Origin of the sequence: Streptomyces guryensis, from assembly GCF_021261325.1 — a bacterium.
Classification (GTDB): domain Bacteria; phylum Actinomycetota; class Actinomycetes; order Streptomycetales; family Streptomycetaceae; genus Streptomyces; species Streptomyces guryensis.
Map to the genome: position 1 here is coordinate 384,850 of NZ_JAJSBI010000002.1, position 18,600 is coordinate 403,449.

The 18,600-nt window shown below is 70.4% G+C and carries 14 protein-coding genes; 2 read left to right on the plus strand and 12 right to left on the minus strand.

All coding sequences use genetic code 11. The annotated features are described in order from the left end of the window. Positions 1-13 precede the first annotated feature (13 nt). The 4 genes from sbnB to LJ657_RS05665 form a co-directional block, all read right to left on the minus strand. The gene (sbnB, locus tag LJ657_RS05650) at positions 14-1,069 is read right to left on the minus strand and encodes a 2,3-diaminopropionate biosynthesis protein SbnB (RefSeq protein WP_232647103.1); all 1,056 of its coding nucleotides are present in this window, start codon (positions 1,067-1,069) and stop codon (positions 14-16) included. After that, positions 1,066-2,073: a TauD/TfdA family dioxygenase gene (locus LJ657_RS05655; RefSeq protein ID WP_232647104.1), complete on the minus strand. Its 1,008-nt coding sequence runs from the start codon at positions 2,071-2,073 to the stop codon at positions 1,066-1,068. Before LJ657_RS05655 ends, sbnB begins: the two co-directional genes overlap by 4 nt. A 146-nt stretch (positions 2,074-2,219) precedes the next feature. Continuing rightward, entirely contained in the window at positions 2,220-4,310 is a 2,091-nt protein-coding gene (locus tag LJ657_RS05660; protein ID WP_232647105.1) for a non-ribosomal peptide synthetase, read from the minus strand. 24 nt (positions 4,311-4,334) lie between these two features. Next, positions 4,335-6,776, minus strand: a complete 2,442-nt coding sequence (locus LJ657_RS05665; protein ID WP_232647106.1) for a Pls/PosA family non-ribosomal peptide synthetase — start codon at positions 6,774-6,776, stop codon at positions 4,335-4,337. Positions 6,777-7,553: 777 nt separating this feature from the next. On the opposite strand from LJ657_RS05665, the gene LJ657_RS05670 reads away from it, so the two are divergent. Together LJ657_RS05670 and LJ657_RS05675 are read left to right on the plus strand one after the other, a co-directional pair. Continuing rightward, the gene (locus tag LJ657_RS05670; RefSeq protein WP_232647107.1) at positions 7,554-8,690 is read left to right on the plus strand and encodes a YihY/virulence factor BrkB family protein; all 1,137 of its coding nucleotides are present in this window, start codon (positions 7,554-7,556) and stop codon (positions 8,688-8,690) included. 179 nt (positions 8,691-8,869) lie between these two features. Then, positions 8,870-9,556 carry a DUF6597 domain-containing transcriptional factor gene (locus LJ657_RS05675; protein ID WP_232647108.1) on the plus strand — a complete coding sequence of 229 codons (687 nt, stop codon included), beginning with the start codon at positions 8,870-8,872 and terminating at the stop codon, positions 9,554-9,556. On the opposite strand, the gene LJ657_RS05680 is transcribed toward LJ657_RS05675, so the two are convergent. From LJ657_RS05680 to LJ657_RS05715, 8 genes are all read right to left on the minus strand, one after another. Further along, positions 9,539-9,940 carry a VOC family protein gene (locus LJ657_RS05680; protein ID WP_232647109.1) on the minus strand — a complete coding sequence of 134 codons (402 nt, stop codon included), beginning with the start codon at positions 9,938-9,940 and terminating at the stop codon, positions 9,539-9,541. The genes LJ657_RS05675 and LJ657_RS05680 overlap by 18 nt on opposite strands. 53 nt (positions 9,941-9,993) lie before the next feature. Next, on the minus strand, positions 9,994-10,626 hold the full coding sequence (locus tag LJ657_RS05685; protein WP_232647110.1) for a VOC family protein: 633 nt from the start codon (positions 10,624-10,626) through the stop codon (positions 9,994-9,996). A gap of 197 nt (positions 10,627-10,823) precedes the next feature. Next, positions 10,824-11,867: a LacI family DNA-binding transcriptional regulator gene (locus LJ657_RS05690; protein ID WP_232647111.1), complete on the minus strand. Its 1,044-nt coding sequence runs from the start codon at positions 11,865-11,867 to the stop codon at positions 10,824-10,826. A 209-nt stretch (positions 11,868-12,076) separates the two neighbouring features. Next, on the minus strand, positions 12,077-13,708 hold the full coding sequence (locus tag LJ657_RS05695; RefSeq protein ID WP_232647112.1) for a glycoside hydrolase family 43 protein: 1,632 nt from the start codon (positions 13,706-13,708) through the stop codon (positions 12,077-12,079). Positions 13,709-13,756: 48 nt separating this feature from the next. Further along, entirely contained in the window at positions 13,757-14,662 is a 906-nt protein-coding gene (locus LJ657_RS05700; protein ID WP_232647113.1) for a carbohydrate ABC transporter permease, read from the minus strand. After that, the gene (locus LJ657_RS05705; protein ID WP_232647114.1) at positions 14,662-15,546 is read right to left on the minus strand and encodes a carbohydrate ABC transporter permease; all 885 of its coding nucleotides are present in this window, start codon (positions 15,544-15,546) and stop codon (positions 14,662-14,664) included. The genes LJ657_RS05700 and LJ657_RS05705 overlap by 1 nt, the downstream gene beginning before the upstream one ends. A 19-nt stretch (positions 15,547-15,565) precedes the next feature. Next, the gene (locus LJ657_RS05710; protein ID WP_232647115.1) at positions 15,566-16,900 is read right to left on the minus strand and encodes an ABC transporter substrate-binding protein; all 1,335 of its coding nucleotides are present in this window, start codon (positions 16,898-16,900) and stop codon (positions 15,566-15,568) included. Positions 16,901-17,191: 291 nt separating this feature from the next. After that, positions 17,192-18,280 carry a LacI family DNA-binding transcriptional regulator gene (locus LJ657_RS05715; RefSeq protein ID WP_232647116.1) on the minus strand — a complete coding sequence of 363 codons (1,089 nt, stop codon included), beginning with the start codon at positions 18,278-18,280 and terminating at the stop codon, positions 17,192-17,194. Between the last annotated feature and the right edge of the window lie 320 nt (positions 18,281-18,600).

The following is an 18,600-nucleotide window of genomic DNA, read 5'->3' on the forward strand; positions in this document are numbered from 1 at the left end:
GACGACCGGCAGGTCAGCCGTGCCGGCGCAGCTCGTGGAAGAACCCGTCCACGACGTGCAGCCCGCCCCTCCGGGCCACTTCGTCGTGGACGAACTTGCCGACCGCGAGGTCGAGCACCCCCAGCCCGAACGGGGAGAACACGACCGTCCGGTCCTTGGGGACGGTCGCCCGCCCGGTCAGTACGTCGTTCAGCGTGCCGTCGAGGAAATCCCGGCTCCCCGTCAGCTGTTCGGCCAGGTGCGGCGAGGTCTCCGCCTTCAGGCAGTGCTCGACGTCGTCGACGTAGTTGGCCGACGCGAGCAGGATCCCGGGGTCCAGGTCGCGCAGCGACACGTGCAGCACCAGCGGGTGGTGGGAGAACCACGACGGGTCGTGGATGTGCGGTGCGGACGCGACCGTGGCGAACACCAGCAGGTCGCAGGAGCGGATCAGGGTTTCGGGGTCGTCGTGGAGCGTGACGTGTCCCTTGGCGCCCGAGCGCTCCAGGTAGCCGCGGAAGCCGGCCGCGCTGTCGGGCGACAGGTCGTACCCGCCCGTCTCCTCGAACTCCCAGCCGGTGGCGGTGAGATGGGTGTGGATGTAGCGGGCGATGAGGCCCGTGCCGACGAAGCCGACCCGGGTCGGACGCGGGCGGGTCCGGCTCAGCCGGTCGGCGGCCAGCGCCGCCGAGGACGCCGTGCGCGTCGCGCTGATGACCGAGCTCTCCAGGCACGCGAACGGGTAGCCGGTGTCCGGGTCGTTGAGGATCAGTACGGCGGAGGCGCGCGGCAGGCCCGACCTCGTGTTCTCCGGGAAGCTGGAGATCCACTTCAGGCCGTTCACCCGCAGCGGTCCGCCGAGCGAGGCGGGCAGCGCGATGATCCGGGACGTCGGGCGGTCGGAAAAGCGCAGGAAGTACGACGGCGGGTTCACCGAGTCGCCCGCCCCGTGCAGCCGGTACACGGCCTCGACGAGCTCGGCGATCTCCGGCTCCCGGCCGTGCAGCACCGACTGCACCTGCTCGCCGGAGATCACGGCGAACGGCGGTGCGCCCAGGGCGCTTCGAGTGGCACTTTCCTCGGCGGTCATGCGGTCCTCACCTCGATGGTCGGCGCGCAGTCCGTCAGCCGCACCGAGTCGCCCAGCGCGGCCAGCACCTCGCGCGGCCCGTCGAAGGGCTCCCTGCTGTGCGCGGTGCGGATGTTGTCGACGAGCAGCAGGTCACCGGAGTGCCACGGCTCGCGCAGGGTGTGGGCCTCGTAGACCTCGTTGACGGTCCGGACGATGTCCTCGTCGAGCGGATCGCCGTTCCCGAACCGGGTGTTGAAGGGGAGGCCGTCGGGGCCGTACATGTCGACCAGGTACTCGCGCACCTCGGGGTCCATCGTCCACTCGTTGAGGAAGGCGATCTGGTTGAACCAGCAGCGCCGGCCGCTCACCGGGTGGCGTACGACGGCGCTGCGGTGCTGCCGGGTGTGCAGCGAGCCGTCGTCCTGCCAGGCGAACTCGATGGCGTTCGCGCGGCAGTAGCGCTCGACGGCGGCCCGGTCGTCGGTGCCGAAGGACTCGGCGACCGACGCCCCGATCTCGTCGTTGTACGTCCGGGTCAGCAGCCAGCCCTCCCGCTCGAACCGCTCGACCAGGCCCGCGGGGAGCGCCCGGAGCACGGTCGGGCCGTCGGCGACCGCGGTCGCGCCGCCCTTCTCCGGCGCCACCAGACAGGCGAAGAGCAGCAGACCGGGGAACTCCAGGGCGTAGCTGAGCTCGTGGTGCATGCACATCTGCTGGTTGGGCGGCCACTTGGAGGAGGAGTACACGCCGTCGGCGTAGGAGCGGCGGGGTGCGAAGGGCTCCCGGTCGGCCATCAGCCGGCCGCTGGAGAGATGCCGGAACACCTCCTCCGTGACCGCGGGTCCGGTCAGGCTCAGTCCGCGGACCATCAGACTGCCGTGCTCCCCGACCGCGGCCCGCAGCGCGTGCCGGTGCTGGGCGGCCCAACTTGCGGGGTCTCCAGCGGACTTGGCGTGCAGGAGTGGTGGACGGCCGGGCGTCTGTTCGATGTCCGGTAGCAGGACGGGGGACGAGTGCGTCATTGCACGCTTCCTTTCAGTGGTACTGATTCCAAGCAGGCCGGATCAAGCCGGCTCCGGTTCGGTTGCGCCCTGAAGGGGCGCGGGGCTGCATCGATGTGCGGCTCCGCCGCGTGGGCGCGACCAGCCCCCACGCACCCGCAGACAATTCACCGCCCGCCCGGCGGGGCGCCGAGCAGCCCCGCCAGGTCGGCGAGGACCGGATGGTGGGTGACGTCCTTGAGGGTGATCGCCCGGTCAAGGGCGACAGCGAGCCTCACGGCGGACAACGAGGTACCGCCGAGGTCGAAGAAGTGGTCCAGGCGCCCGATCCGGTCGGCGTGAATGCCGAGTACCTCGGCCCACGCGGCGGCCAACCGCCGCTCGGCGGCCGTCTCCGGCGCACCGGAATCGCCCGCGTCGAGCTCCTCGGCGAGCGCCCTCAGCGTCTTGCGGTCCGTCTTGCCGTTACCGGTCAGCGGCAGCCGCTCCCGCCAGTGCACGACCGCCGGCACCATGTACGGCGGCAGCGAGGCGGCCAGCTTGCCCTGCACCTCGTCGGCGCCCACCGGCTCCGACCCGGTGCAGAACGCCACCAGCTGCGCACTCCGTACGACGACCACGGCGCCGTCCCGCACGCCGGGCACCCGCAGCAGCGCGTTCTCGATCTCGCCGATCTCCACGCGGAACCCGCGGATCTTGACCTGGCTGTCCCGGCGGCCGAGGAACTCCAGCTTCCCGTCGGGCAGCCAGCGCCCGTGGTCGCCGCTGCGGTACAGCCGCTCGCCGGGCCGGTACGGGTCGTCGGTGAAGGCGGCCTTCGTGCGCTCGGGGTCGTTGACGTACCCACGCCCCACGCACACCCCGGAGAAGACGATCTCGCCGGGCGCGCCCAGCGGCACGGGCACCAGGTCCTCGTCGACGACGTACACCCGCACGTTCGCGACCGGCCGCCCGAGCGGCACCCGCTCCTGGTCCGGCACCCGGTCCATGACCTCGTGGTTGGTGTCGTCCGAAGTCTCCGTCAGACCATAGGCGTTGACGAGCCGGATCCCGGGCATCGCGTCGAACCAGCGCTGCACCAGCTCCTTCTTGACCGCCTCCCCGGTGACCGACACACAGCGCAGGTCGGGCAGTTCCCGCGGCCGCTGCTCCAGCTCGGCGAGCACGGCCTCCAGATACGACGGCACGATCTGGAGCACGTTCACCCGGCCCCGTACGACCGTGTCCACGAACCGTGGCACGTCCAGGATCGTCTCCTGCCCGACCAGCAGCGTCCGCCCGCCGACGAGCAGCGCGGAGACCAGCTGCCACAGGGAGATGTCGAAGCACTGCGGCGCGGTCTGGGCGACCGTCCGGCCGGCCCCGATCCCCAGGTCGCCGATCTTGGCGAGGACGTGGTTGACGAAGCCGGCGTGCTCGCACATCGCCCCTTTGGGCTCGCCGGTGGAGCCGGAGGTGAAGTAGATGTACGCGAGCTGGTCCGCGGTGACGGGGATGCCCAGGTCGCCGTCGGAGTGGCCCTCGGCGTACGCGGTGTCGACGAACAGCTTCCGGGCCGCCCGGCCGACGTTGCCGTCGCTGCCGGGTTCGGTGAGGACCAGCTGGCAGTCGGCCCGGGCGAGGGTCCGCGCTGTGCGGTCCGCGGGGAAGTGCGGCTCGACCGGCAGATACACACCACCCGCCTTCAGCACGCCGAGCACGGCGGCCGGCCAGTCCGGGTTCCGCTCCATCACCACCGCGACCACGCCCTCACGCCGCAGCCCGCGGGCGAGCAGCGCCCGGGCGACGCGGTTGGCACGGGAGTTGAGCTCCCGGTAGGTCCACTGCCGTCCGTCCTGCACGACGGCCACCGCGTCCGGGTGCAGGGCCACCCGCTGTTCGAACAGCTCGTGCACCCGCCGGTCGGGCAGCTCCCGCTCCGGACCCGCCAACTCGTCCAGCTGGAAGCGGAGTTCGTCCTCGGAGAGCAGGGTGGGACGGTCGGGTTCGGTGAGCGCGGTGAGGTGGTAGCCGGCGATGCGGGCGGCCGCCTGGGCGTCGAGGACGTCGGTGCGGTAGCGCAGACGCAGGATGCCGTCCGTGACGGTCACGGACAGGGTGTCGTGGTGACCGGCGGGCTCGCCGGACAGTGCGGTGAGCACCCGGGCATGTGCGGCCGCGAGGGCGGACGCCGCGCCCGGCAGGCCCTCCGGCAGCGGGACCTCGTACTCCGCCGTGCCCGGTACCGGATCGCGCGTCCAGCGCGGGATCGTTTCCATGAGTTCAGTTCCCCCCTGTTGCTGTCATGCGTGCCGCGGCGCGACCGCCGGGTTTCCGCCCCAGTGCGCCCCGGGCGGCATCTCCTCGCCCTTCATCAGGAAGGAGTCGGGCGCGAGGACGGCGCCGTCGCCCATCGAGACGCCGTAGTGGACGAGCGCTCCGGTGCCGAGCGTGCAGCCGGCGCCGATGCTGATGTGGTCGGACTTGAAGGTGCCGTCCTCCTGGGAGTGGGCCTGCACCTTGGTGTGCGCGGCGAGCGTGCAGTCGTCGCCGATCGCGGCGAGCGTGCGGTCCGTGATGTAGCAGCCGTCGTCGAAGACCCGGCGCCCGATCCGCACGCCCAGCAGCCGCCAGACGAAGCTCTTGAACGGCGTCCCGTTGAACACCGCGAGGTGGTTGTCGGGCACCTTCCACAGGCGTTCCACCCACCAGAAGTGCGGGTCGTAGATCGACACCAGCCGCGGCCGCAGCGGCCGGAAGCGGGTGATCAGCCGCTCCACGAGCACGTAGTAGCCGGTGCTCAACGCGAGGCCCACGATCAGCGACGCGCCGATCAGCAGACCGCCGGCGGTGCCGCCCCCGCCGTACAGGTCGAAGGCGGCGAAGCCGATCACGCTGAGGGCGAACCAGTGCAGCCAGCGCACGAACAGGAACAGACCCATCGAGCGCAGGTTGTAGCGGTTCTTCGCGGCCAGCCGGCGGTGCAGTTCGGCACCCTCGCGCAGATGGTCGAAGCGGCTGTCGCGCTCCACCGAGCGCGGGATCTCGAAGGCGGGCGAGCCCAGCAGGCCCACGCCCTCGCGGAGTGCGCCGTCCAGCGGGACCATCACCTTCGTCGCCAGCAGGACGTTCTCGCCGGTGCGGCCGCCGCTCGGATACGCGATGTTGTTGCCGAGGAAGCTGTGCGCGCCGATCGTCGCCCGCGAGACGCGGAAGGACGTACCGGAGAAGTCGGCGTTCACGATCGACAGACCGTCTGCGACCATCGTGCCGCTGCCCACGGTCACCAGGTGCGGTGTCTCGTGCTGGACCTCGGTGCCGAAGTTGGAGCCCGTCTGCTCGACGAGCGAGAGGTCGTAGCCGATGGACCTGAGGTAGTGGACGATGTACGAGCTGTCGCCGCACAGCCACTTGAAGAACTTGACGTTGCTGATGCGGGCGATCGCGCGCTGCACCGCGTAGTGGAAGCAGTGGAGCGGGTAGACCCGGTCCGGGCGCAGCAGTGTGCCCAGCAGGCGCGGCAGCAGGGACACGGCGGCGAGGCCGAGGACCACGAAGCCCACGTAGGCGGCGAGCGAGAAACCCAGAGCTTCGACGTAGAACTCGGGCGAGCCCAGGTCCCCGGTGGTCGGGTCGAGCAGCGTGCCGAGGACGGGAACCACCGTCAGCAGCAGATAGGTTCCGCCGACCGCGACGGGGACGTAGACGACCAGCATCTGCAGCAGTCCGCCGAGGCCGTACACGGCGCGGCGCAGGGTCGAGACGCGGGCCGGGGGCACGCGGACGTAGTCGACGTCCGTGGGCTGGGCGGGGGAGCCGTGCCACCGCCCGCCCGCCGGGACCGACGCGCCGCCGTACAGGGCGGAGGAGTGGCCGAGCTGGGCGCCGTCACCCATCGTCGTGCCGATGTCGACGACGGTCTTCTCACCGATGTACACGTCCCGGCCGAGCGTCACGCGGCCGGTGCGGATGCGGCCCGCGTGCGCCTGGTAGCACAGGACGAAGGAGTCCTTGCGGATCACCGAACCGGCACCGACGGTCAGCAGGTCCGTGCAGACCGGCACCGTGTGGGTCAGGATCGTGACGCCCTTGCCGATCCTCGCGCCCAGCGCCCGCAGGTACAGCACGTACAGCGGGCTGCCGGTGAACAGGATCAGCGGGTTGGCGTGCAGCAGCGCCTTGACGGTCCAGAAGCGGACGTGGGCGAGGCCCCAGACCGGGAACTCGGTCTCCTTCCAGCGGCCGACCAGCAGCCACTTGGCGGCGATCGGGACGAGACAGGCGCCCAGGAAGACCGCGGCCCCGAAGACGAGTGACCGCAGATAGACGTCGACCACCCCGTCCACGGCGGAGATCCACTCGTAGCCCCGGCCCATGACGATCCCGGCGAGCGCGCAGTAGGCGGCGAAGGCCAGAAACTGCAGCGCGCCGCACAGGAGGTAGCGCGGGGTGCTGCCCGGCTGCGGTGCGGGCGGCTCGGGGACCCGGGCCGGGGCGACGGGGGCCGGTGCGGTGTCGAGGGCCGCCGCCAGCCTGCGGATCGTCGGATGGCCGTACACGTCTTTCATCGACACCGACGGCAGATCCGGGTGTTTCCTGACCCGGGCGCAGAAGTGGGCCATGGTCAGGGAATTGGCGCCGAGATCGTCGAAGAAGTGACTGTCGACTGGTATGTGTTCCTTGTCGACGACACCTGACAGAATCTCGGCCAGTACATTTTCGGTGCCGGTGTCGATTTTACCCACCACATGCGCTCCTTACGGGTTTTACAGGCTTTACGACGTTTGCGGCCCGCCCGGTTCCGGCGCTTGCCGGGCTGTTGCCGGGCGCGGACATTCCGCCACCGGGCCGAGCCGTCGGAGGAATCCCGCAGAACCCCCTTGCGCGCCTCGCGCCACGGTGTGCCCGGGAAATCCACCTGCCACAGGCGCCACATGCCGGGGAGCGCTTGGCACCCGCGCCACCTCGGTGGACTCTTGGTGGTGTACGCGTCAACGAGTGCGGAGCCGGCATGAAAATCCCCCGAGACAAATACGGCGGAACTCCTCCCGCTGTTCACGGCGGGACGGAATTAAATAACATTGGGAAGCGGTGAGATTCGAGTTCGGAATGGTGCGGAAGTGGGTGAAGTGGCCGCGTGAAAAGGGCGCGGGGCAGCACGGCGCGACCCGCATGGATCCCATGCGGATCACGGGTACGCGGCTGTATGGGGCGTCTGGTCCCGGCCCCTCGAAGTCCCCCCGTGCCGTGTGCGCCTGAGCCGTTCCCGGCGTGCGCAACGAATGCAACGCGAATTCTTTCGGAAACTTCATGAACGGTTCAAGGGCATTTCGGCCATTGGCGATTTCGCAACCCCGTGGTTTTCCGATCACGTCGACGACGTGTGTCGTTGCGCAGCCGTCCGGAGGGACACCCGAACAATCCGGCCAACGCGGACATGACAGGAAAATGGGTCGGATTCCTCCTATGGCTGCCGGGGACGGGGGATGAGTGCACTGGGCCACGACGGATACCGTTAGGTCGTGCAGTCAGCAAGTGAATCCCCGCAGAGCCCCTCCGGGCGTCTCCACCGGGCGCGTGCCCTCTATCGGAACGTCTCGAAGCGCAGGACTGCCTGGCTGCTGCTCAAGGACACCGTGAACTCGTGCATGGAGTACCGCATCCTGGGCCTCGCCGCCGAGGCCGCGTTCTTCACACTGCTGTCCGTGCCGCCGCTGCTGCTGAGCCTGATCGGCCTGCTCGGCTATGTCGACGCCTGGACCGGCGCCCACTCCATCGCCAGCCTGGAGAACAACATCCTGGAGGCGTCCCGCACCGTCCTGTCCGACAAGGGCGTCTCGGAGATCGCCCAGCCGATCCTGCACGACGTCATGAAGGGCGGCCGGCCCGACGTCATCTCCATAGGCTTCCTGTTCGCCCTGTGGTCGGGCTCCCGCGCCGTGAACGTCTTCATCGACACCATCACCGTGATGTACGGCCTCGACGGCGTCCGGGGCATCGTGAAGACCCGCCTGGTGTCCTTCGTGCTGTTCATCGTGGCCCTGCTGATCGGCTCCGTCGCGCTGCCGCTGATGGTCGCCGGCCCGGACGCCGTGGTGAACATCGTGCCGTGGTCGACGACCGTCGTACAGGTCCTGTACTGGCCCGTCGTCATCGTCCTGTCGGTCGCCTTCCTGACCACGCTGTACCACGTGTCCGTGCCGGTCCGCTCCCCGTGGATCGAGGACGTGCCCGGCGCCCTGGTCGCCCTCGCGATGTGGGTGCTCGGCAGCTTCCTGCTGCGCATCTACCTGACCGGCACGGTGGAGGGCCCCACCATCTACGGCTCGCTGGCCGCGCCCGTCGCCGTACTGCTGTGGATCGGTGTGTCCGCGTTCGCGGTCCTCGTGGGGGCCGCGGTCAACGCCGCGATCGACCGCGTCTGGCCGGCCGCCGCGACCGCCGCGGCCCGCGCCGCCAACGAGCGGCTGCGCGAGGCGCAGCTGGCCGAGCACGTGGCCCGCGCGGCCGCCGGCCACGAGACGGACCCGGGCGACCCGGACATGCCCTCCGAGTTCCCGGAGCGCTGGTCGCGCTTCCTGCCACCGGAGGACGTGACGTCGAGACTGCGGACACATGTGAAGAGCACCCACCCGCACCACAAACACGACGGCTCCTGAGGCGCCCCAAAGGGGCGCGGGGCTGTGTCGGTCCACGGCTCCGCCGCGTGGGCGCGACCAGCCAGAACGCACCGGCAGCCGGCAGCGCTCACACACCCCGACCGGGTTGCTCCTTCCACACCCCCAGCCGCGGCGGCATCCCGCAGGCAGTCGGACGCGGGGGGCGTAGCCTTTCGTACGTGTACGCGGAAAGGGCGTCCCGGCTGACCGGGGCCGTCGTGTGGACGAACACCCCGTCCGAGGCCGGAGCCGGACGCGTGCTGCCCGACGGCTGCATGGACCTGCTGTGGCACCAGGGCCGGCTCCTGGTCGCGGGGCCCGACACGCACGCGTACGTCACCGCGGGCGAGCCCGGAACATGGGTGGGCGTCCGCTTCCACCCCGGCACCGCGCCCGCCCTCCTGGGCGTGCCCGCCCACGAGCTGCGCGACCGGCGCGTCCCGCTCGCCGACCTGCGGCCGGCCGCGGAGGTCCGCCGGCTCACCGCCCACGTGCACGCCGCTCCCGAACCGGCAGACGGACTGGAGGAGGCGGCGCTGCGCCTGGCCGCCGACGCCGAACCCCCCGACCCGCTGCTACGGCACCTCGTGGCCGCCCTCGGCGAGGGCCGCCCGGTCGCGGCCACCGCCGACGAACTGGGCCTCGGCGCCCGCCAGTTGCACCGCCGCTCCCTGGTCGCCTTCGGCTACGGCCCGAAGACGCTGGCCCGTGTGCTGCGGCTGCAGCGGGCGCTGGGGCTGGCCCGGCAGGGGCTGCCGTTCGCGGAGACGGCCGCCCGGGCGGGCTTCGCCGACCAGGCCCATCTGGCCCGGGACGTCAAGGAGCTGGCCGGACTGCGGCTCGGGCAGCTACTCGGCCGAGGGTAGCTGCGCGAACAGGTCGACGCCGTTGCCGTCCGGATCGTGCACGACCGCGTACCGCATCCCCCAGAAGGCGTCCCACGGCTTGAGTTCGCCGTGGTACCCGGCGCCCACGAGGTCCTCGTAGACGGCGTCGACCTCGGCGGGCGACCCGCACGTGAAGGCGAGCGAGATGCGGCCGCCCCCGGACGGCGGCTGCCACCCGGCATGGAAGGAACGGACGGTCTCCTCGGGGTCCAGGGCGAGAGTCAGCCCGCCGGGCAGCTCGGCCTCGACGTGCGGCTGGTCCTCGGACCCCTCCGGGAAGACGAGCCCGAGGCGACGGTAGAAGGCGAGTGAGGCGGCCAGGTCGGAAGTGACCAGGCCGACCACGGCGAATCGTGGAGTCATGCCGTCACCGTAGGCAGCACCCCGGTGGCCGGTCTTGAAGGAATCGGACACGCTCAGCCGAAGGTCACCGGCCCGTGAGGGGTGTCCACCGTGAACGAGAGACCCACCGGTCCCTCGGTGACGACGAGCTCGGCTCCCACGGCGGACAGCAGCGGGCGTATCTCGTCGGGGTCCGGGGCGGTGGCCGACAGGCGGAGCAGGGGAGTGACGGGCAGCCCCGTCGACGTCGGGTGGGCCGAGGCCCCCCAGTCGATGAGGAAGGGGACGAGACCGGACGGGTGCGCGGTGTCGCCGTCGGTCAGACGCCACTCCAGCAGCGTGCCGTCCGGCCGGCGCCGGCTCATCGGGCGCACCGGACCGGGGTCGTACCCCCGCGCCCGCGCCTTTGCGACCGCCGCGTCCAGGTCGGGCGGACCGATCGCCCAGGTCACCGTTCGCGCGGAGGACAACTGGTCGACGTCGAAGGGCCGCGGGCCCTCCGACCCGGCCTGCTCCGGATCCGGGCCGATGATCTCCAGATAGCTGGACCCACCCAGCGACACCAGATGATTACGCGTACCGAACCCGACATGCGCCCCACCGGGCGCAGGCGTCACACCGGTCCGCCGCGCGAACTCGGCGACCGTCCCCGCGAGCTCGGGGGTCGCGAGGACCAGATGATCCAGGTGTGCGGGAATGACGTCCATCGCAGCCGAGGCTACGCAGACAGCCACCACAAGGGAACGCTCGTGCGGCAGCCATGCTTCGCGGGCGGGTGCCGTCTTCAGCCGGGCGGTTCGGGGCGCGCCCTCAAGGGGCGCGGGGCTGTGTCATTGTGCGGCTCCGCCGCCTGGGCGCGACCGGCCACGACGCCGCCGAGGACAACCCACGACCCGCAACGGCACTACCGGCGGGGGCACCCCGTGCTGGCCCGCACCACCAGCCGGGTGGACAGCTCCGTGCGCGTCCCCTCCATCCGACTCCCCTCCATCATCCGCACAAGCAAGTGCAACGCCCCCGCCGCCATCTCCGCCAGCGGCTGCCGGATCGTCGTCAGACCGGGCGCGACCCACCGCGACTCGGGCAGGTCGTCGAAGCCCACCACGCTGATGTCGTCCGGGACCCGCAGCCCCCGTACGGCCAGGGCCTCGTACACCCCCAGGGCCATGTGGTCGGAGCAGACGAACACCGCCGTCGGCGGTTCGGGCAGATCCAGGAGGTCCAGCATCCTGCGGTGCGCGACGGTCTCGTCGAAGCCGGCGTGCCGGACGTACTCCGGGCGGTGGCGGACCCCCGCCGTCGCCAGCGCCGAGCGGTATCCGGCGACCCGGGCGCTGCTGCACATCTTGCGCTGGTGGCCGGCGATGACGGCGATGCGTTCGTGGCCGAGGGAGAGCAGGTGCTCGGTCGCGGTGACCCCGCCCTGCCAGTTCGCCGCGCCCACCGACACCACACCCGGCGGCGGTTCGAGGACCGGGTCGATCAGGACGTACGGGATGCGGTGCGTGTCCAGCCAGGCGTACTGCGAGGGTGTCAGCTCGGCCAGGTTGAACAGCACCCCGGACGAACCGCGCGCGATCAGCTTGTCCAGCCAGCCGCGCTCCGGGCGCCCGCCACGGGTCCGGTTGAGCCCCGCCGAGACGACCACCTCGAGACCCACGTCGTGCGCCGCCGCCTCCACCCCCTGCAGGACCGCCCCCGACCAGGAGCTGTCCAGGGAGTGCACCACCAGGTCGACCAGCCCCGGCACCTTCGCCGCGTCGAACCGGGGTCTGCGGACATAGCCGAGCCGGTCCAGGGCCTCGGTGACGCGGCGGCGCGTCTCGGGAGCCACGTCCTCCCGGCCGTTGACCACCTTGGAGGCGGTCGGCACGGAGACTCCCGCCTCGCGGGCCACGACCGCCAGCGTCGGCCCGGCGGCCACGCTCGCACTCCCCGTACGGACCATCGGGAACCACCTCTCCGGCCCGCCCGAGGGCCATGAAAAGTTTCGACCAGCGCGGAAACAGTAAGCGCTTCCTACACTAAGTTCACCGGATCACGTCGGGAAGAGGCTGGACTTCGCAGGTCTTCAGGGGTCTCGGACTTTCGAAACTTCGAACGCGGCGACGGGCGCCGGGAGATGGCGGCCCCAAGGGCCGCAGACGGCCGCGACGGCTACCAGCAGACCAGCCGAAACCCGGTGAAGTCGGCCGTGAACTCCGCGTCCACCAGGTCCACGGCGTGGATACCGGCCATCGACCCGGTGAAGCGGAGCTTGGATCCGTGGTCGTCGGAGAGCCTGCCGAAGTCCAACGGCTCCCCGACCGGCGTACGCACCCCGCCCCGCACACACCAGAACCGCGCCTCGGCCCCGTCGACCGTCACCCCGAGCGTCACCGGAGCGTCCGCGTCGACGTCCACCACGGCCACCGTCCGGGTGCTCGCCTCGTCGCGCTCCACGAGCCGCAGCACCGTACGGCCGCCTGCCCGCCACTGCTGCCCGCGCTGCCCTTCGCCCTCGTGCTCCGCCCAGGTCAGGTCCAGGCTCAGATACGCCTCCGCGTTGTACCGGAGCACCAGCCCCGCGGCCTGCGTGAAGGTGTCCGGCCGTGCCTCCGCGGTGACCTCGGCCTCCGCCCGGTGCTCCGTGATCCGCTGGGCCAGCAGACTGTGCGCCCACCGCGACTCGGGCCCGTGCCGGCCGCGCAGCCGGATCCAGCCCGGACGGCTCGTGGTGTCGGCCCAGGACGGATCGGGGGCCGCCCGCAGAGTGCTCCACGGCCAGCCCAACGGCCCCTCGGAGGCGGCGAGTCGGGGCAACAGCCGCTCGGGCTCGGGGTCGGAGCCGGTGGGCCGAGGCGGCAGCGGCTCGGGATGAGTCGGTACGTCGACCTCGACGGCCGGATGCCAACCCCCGTGCGGCATCCTCGGCCAGCCGTCCTCATCCCAAGCCACCGCCTGGACCGCCGTCTCCCGGCCCAGCGTGCAGCGCGGGCCCTCCGGCGTCCGTACCGGGCGGGCCGTCAGGTGGCTGAGCACCCAGTCCCCGCCCGGAGTCCGCACCAGCTCGCCGTGGCCGGCCTTCTGCAACGGCAGCGACGGGTCGTCGCGCGATGTCAGCAGCGGCCGCTCGTCGAGTTCGTACGGGCCGGTGACCGCGCGAGCGCGTGCCACCCGCACCCCGTGCTCGAAGCCCGTGCCGCCCTCCGCCAGCACCAGGTAGTACCAGCCGTCCCGCCACAGCAGCTTCGGCCCCTCGACGAGCCGTTCGTGCTGCAGCAGCAAGTGGGTGCCACCGACCGGGTTCAGCGTCTTCCGGTCCAGCTCGGTCAGGACGATCCCGGCGAACCGGCGTCCACCCGGTCGGTGGTCGTTCTGCAGGTTGAGCAGCCACAGCCGCCCCTCGTGGTGGAAGAGCGCGGGGTCGAAGCCATGGCTCCCGACCCGTTGCGGGGTCGTCCACCTGCCACTCACCTCGGCGGCCGTGCTGACGTACGTGTCGGTGTCGAAGTACGGCGTCCCCACCGACCGGACGACCGAGTACACCACCCAGAACCGCTCACCGTCCCAGCTCAGCGAGGGCGCCCAGATGCCGCCCGAGTCCGGCACCCCGGCCAGCGAGTCCCCGGGGGCGGCACCGCGCACATGGCCCGCGTACTGCCAGTGGGCCAGGTCCCGCGAACGGTGGACCGGGATGGTCGGAAACCACTCGAAGGAACTCGTCGCCACGTAGTACCAGTCGCCGGCCCGGACCAGAGAGGGGTCGGGGGCGAAACCGCGGATGACGGGGTTGTGCAGCAGCGTCACTTGAAGGCTCCTCGGCAGACGGTCACTTCAACGCCCTTGACCCGGCGGTCACTTGAGGGCCCCCAGCGTGACGCCGGTCCGCCAGTAGCGGCGCATCGCCACCATCATGATCGCCATCGGCACGATGGACAGCAGCGCGCCGGTCAGCACCAGACTGGTGAGGTCGACGCCGGACTCGAGGCGTTTGCCGGACCAGTTGTACAGGCCGATGTTGAGGGTCCAGTTGTCCTCGCCGCGCAGGACGGTCAGCGGCAGGAAGAAGGCGTTCCAGGTGTTGACGAAGGCCAGCAGGAACACGGTGGCACCGCCCGTCGTCATCATCCGCAGCACGATGCTGAAGAAGATCCTGAGCTCACCGGCGCCGTCGATACGGGCCGCCTCCAGCAGCTCGTACGGGATCGTGGCCTCGGTGTAGACCTTTGCGAGGTACACGCTGAACGGGTTGATCAGGCAGGGGATCAGCATCGCCCAGGGCGTGTCGACCATGCCGATCTGCGAGAACAGCAGATACAGCGGCAGGGTGAGCAGCGCGATCGGGATCAGGAACGACCCGACCACGCACGCGAACACCAGGTTGCGGCCCGGGAATTCGAAGCGGGCGAGACCGTAACCCGTGGCGAGGGCGAGCAGGGTGCCGCCGAGGGAGCCCACCCCCGCGTACAGGAGGGAGTTGGCGGTCCAGCGCAGGAAGATGCCGTGCTCGTAGGTGAACAGCTGGTGCAGGTTGTTCCAGAGGTGCCAGCCGGAGAACCACAGGCCGTTGCTCTGGTAGAGGCCGACGCGGTCCTTGGTGGCGGAGACGATCAGCCACCAGACCGGGAAGAGGCTGTAGACGCTGGCCAGCGTCAGGCCGACGAGGAGAAAGCGCTGGCCGCCGCGGGAACTGGCCGCGGCGTCCGGGCGGTTGAGGCGCCGGACGGCACGCGGCTCGGTGCGCTCTTCGGTGATCGTCATCAGTCCGCCTCCTTTGCGGTCAGCCGGTAGAAGAGGAAGGAGGCGACGCCGAGGATGAGGGCCAGGAGCACCGACAGAGCCGCGGCGTAGTGGTAGTTGCCGGCGTTGAACGCCTGGTTGTAGATGATCATGATCGGGGTGAAGCTGTCGCTGACCGTCTGCGGGGTGATGTTCCGGAACAACGCGGGCTCGTTGAAGATCTGCAGCATCTGGATGATCGACAGCATGCCGGTCAGCACCAACGCGCCCCGTACGAAGGGGATCTTGATGCTGAGCGCGATCCGCCGCTCGGAGGCGCCGTCGAGCCGCGCGGCCTCGAACAGCTCGCGCGGGACGCCCTGCAGCGCCGAGTAGATGATCACCATGTTGTAGCCGACGCCGTGCCAGGTGAGCAGATTGCCGATGGACGGCCACACCATCGACGGAGCGAAGAAGTTCCAGTCGAAGCCGAAGACCTTGCCCAGCGGGGTCAGCGGACCGACGTCCGGGCTGTACAGGTTGATCCACACGAGCGCGGCGACCACGCCGGGGATCATGTAGGGCACCAGGAGCAGGATCCGGAACCGGCCGGCGACCTTCGAGGTCAGCGTGTCCAGGAGCAGCGCCAGCAGCAGGCTGATCAGCAGCATCACGGGGATCTGCACACAGGCGAACAGCACCACCCGCAGCACCGAGCCCATGAACGCCGGGTCGGTCAGGCCCTGTTGGTAGTTGTCCAGCCCGGTGAACTTCTCCGTCGAGCCGCCGAGACCCAGCCCGGACTGCTGCTCCTTGTACAGCGACTGGTAGACCGCGTAGCCGATCGGGAGCAGATAGAGGAAGACGAAGCCGAGCTGGAAGGGCACCGTGAAGGCGGCACCCTTCCAGCGCAGTGAGCGAATCATCGGTTCTCGACCCCGGCCTCTAGCCCTTGACGCTGATGCCGCGGGACTTCAGGTCCTTGACCGTCCAGCCCTGCATGTGCGCCAGCAGATCGGTGACCTTCTCCTCCTTGCTGACGACCTTGGCCCAGCCGGCCTGCATCTCGGTGAACATGGCGGTCCAGTCCGGCCCGAAGGTCCAGTCCGTGGTGATGGTGTTCAGGCTGTCGGTGACCACCTTCTGGGCGGGCTGGTAGTTCTTGCCGAGCAGCTTGTCGGAGATCGCCCCACCGACGTACGAGTTGGAGTCGGCGAGCGCCGGCATCACGCCGTTGCCGGTCGTCGGGCTCGCCATCGTCGTGACCGCGCCGGTGTTGGTGGACATCCACAGCGCGGCCTCGGCGGCCTGCTTGACGTCCTTGCACTGCTTGGTCACCAGGGTCACGCTGCCGGTCAGGTTGGTGCCGGCCGGCGTCTTGGCGGTCTCGCCCCGGTACGACGGCCACGGCGACAGCGCCCACTTCCCGAAGGACTTGGTGAAGTTCTGCACCATGCCGGCCATCTGCCAGGTGGAGATCTGCCTGGTTGCGGTGCCGCCGTTGTCGTAGTTGCGCTGCACGGCCGCGTAGTCGGCGAAGGACAGCTTCGAGTTGAGGTCGTTGTCGATGATCTCCTGGATCACCTTCGCGGCCTTCAGGGTGCCCGCGTCCTGGAAGTCGACCTTCCAGGAGTTCCCGTCGATGGCGTACCAGTGGGCGCCGGCCTGCATGGCGAGCACCTCCAGGGTGCTCGGGTCCTCACCGGCGTAGTTGGTGATCTTGATGCCGTGCTTCTTCAGGACCTTGCCCGCGGCGATGAAGTCGTCCCAGGTGGCGGGGGGCTTGATGCCGTACTTGTCGAAGATGTCGGTGCGGTAGATCGTGAAGTTGGGCGCGGAGCTGGTCGGGACGCCGTAGCTCCTGCCCTGTACCTGTGCGCTCGCCCAGGAGCCGGCGTTGAACTTGTCCTTGCTCGACGAGACGTACTGGCTGATGTCGGCGAGCGCGCCCTGGGAGACCCAGCTGGTCACGTACTCGGCGGTGTTCTGCACCAGGCACGGCGCGTTTCCCGCCTTGACCGCGTTGGTCAGCTGCTTCTGCATGGTCAGCTGGTCGGTGACCTTGGTGTACTTGAGCTTCACGTCCTTGTGCGAGGCGTTGAACGCCTTGGCGACGGCTTCCTGACCGTTGGCCCAGCCCCAGAAGGGGAGGGTGACCGGGCCCGACGACCTGGTGTCGTCCCCGGAGCCCGATCCGCCGCAGGCGGAGAGCAGACCTGTGAGTGCGAGTCCCGCGACAGCGGCGTGGGCGAACCTTCTCCGGGGGCTGGTGAAGTTCATCTGACCGTGTTCCTTCGGAAGTTGGGCGTCTGGGAACGAGAAGACGGCGGCTCGGTGCAGGCCGGGAGCGGCGGCCGGAATCCGTCGGCTCGCGGCTGAGGGGGGTCGGCCAAGCGGAAGCTGTAGTAAGCGGTTGCCGAGAAGGTAGGCCGACAGGTCCGGCTGTAGCAAGAGGTGTGCGCGAACTTGTTATGTCAGGCTGAGGAAACCGCTGGTGGAGGACAGAAAACGGTTACGAAAACTTCGCTTCCGGGTGGCGCGGCCGCGTCCCGTGTACCCGTGTCCGGCGCATCAGCGCCTGGTCGACGGCGGCTGTACCGAGTTTCGTACGACGACATGGGTGCCCAGCACGAGATGGTCGCCGTCGGTGCCCTTGCGGCGGCCCGCCCCGCCTTCGCGCCGGTCGGCCACGGCGCGCAGCGCCACCCGGCCCATCTCCTCGTACGGCACGTGCACGGTGGTCAGTTGGGGTGTGAGCTGGGAGGCGAGCGGGATGTCGTCGTAGCCGACGATCGAGACGTCCTCCGGTACCCGCAGCCCGGCCGCGCGCAGGGCCTGCATGGCGCCCGCGGCGACCACGTCCGTCCCGGCGAGGACGGCCGTGAAGTCCGGTGTCTCGTGCAGGGCCGTCTCGACGGCGCTGTACCCGTGCTCGTCGTCGTACGGTCCGTACCGAACCATGCCCGGGTCGAAGGGCACGCCGTACGCCTCGAAGGCCCGCTCGGCGCCCCTCAACCGGCCCTGGGCCGTGGTGAGTTCCGCGGGGCCCGGCAGCACCAGGACCCTGCGGTGCCCGGCCGACAGCAGATGGCTGGCCATCGCGTAGGCGCCGCCCTCGTTGTCGTAGTCGACCGTGGTCGCAGGGACGTCGCCCTCCAGGGGCGGCCGGCCCACCAGGACGAGATGGGAGCCTGCCGCGTCCAGGGAACGGGCGAAGCGGGCCATGCGCAGCTGGTACTCGTCGTAGTCGTAGGCGCCGCCGAGCAGCACCACCGCGGCCACGCCCTGCTGGCGCATGAGGTTGACCAGTGCGAGTTCCCGTTCGGGGTCGTCACCGGTGGTGCCGACCAGGGAGAGCCAGCCGCGCAGTGTGGCGGCGCCCTCGACCCCCCTGGCCACGTGGGCGAACGCCGCTCCGGTGATGTTGTTGATGAGGATGGCGACCGTCGGGGTGCCGCCGCCGGCGAGGGAGCGGGCGTGGGCGTTGGTGACGTAGTCCAGGTCCCGGACGACCTTCATCACGCGGCGGCGCAGCTCCTCCGACACCGGGTAGTTGCCGGACAGGACGCGCGAGACGCTCGCGACGGAGACCCCTGCCCGCTCCGCCACGTCGCGGATGGTGGCCCGTCCGGCATCACTGGACGTCCTGCGCTGACTCACCGTTACGGCTCCTTCACCTCAAGAACTCCCATGTGCCGGACGCCGAGAGGGTGCGCCCTTGAGCGGCCCGGGCGAAGTCCGCGGCGGTTCGGCCGCGCCCCGAAGGGGCGCGGGGAACTGCGCTACCAGCCACGACGACGCAGACGGTCGACAGACATCGCCCACCCGCGACGGAGCCGCACATCCGCACGGCCCCCGCAGCGCGCCCGTGCGGAAACCGTATCCCATTGTTTCTCCGGGGTGCCCGGCTGTGGACAACCGGGTGGAGCTGCACTCGTCGCGGGCGGCTGGAGAGCCGCTGTCCGATTCCCGGCGCGGCT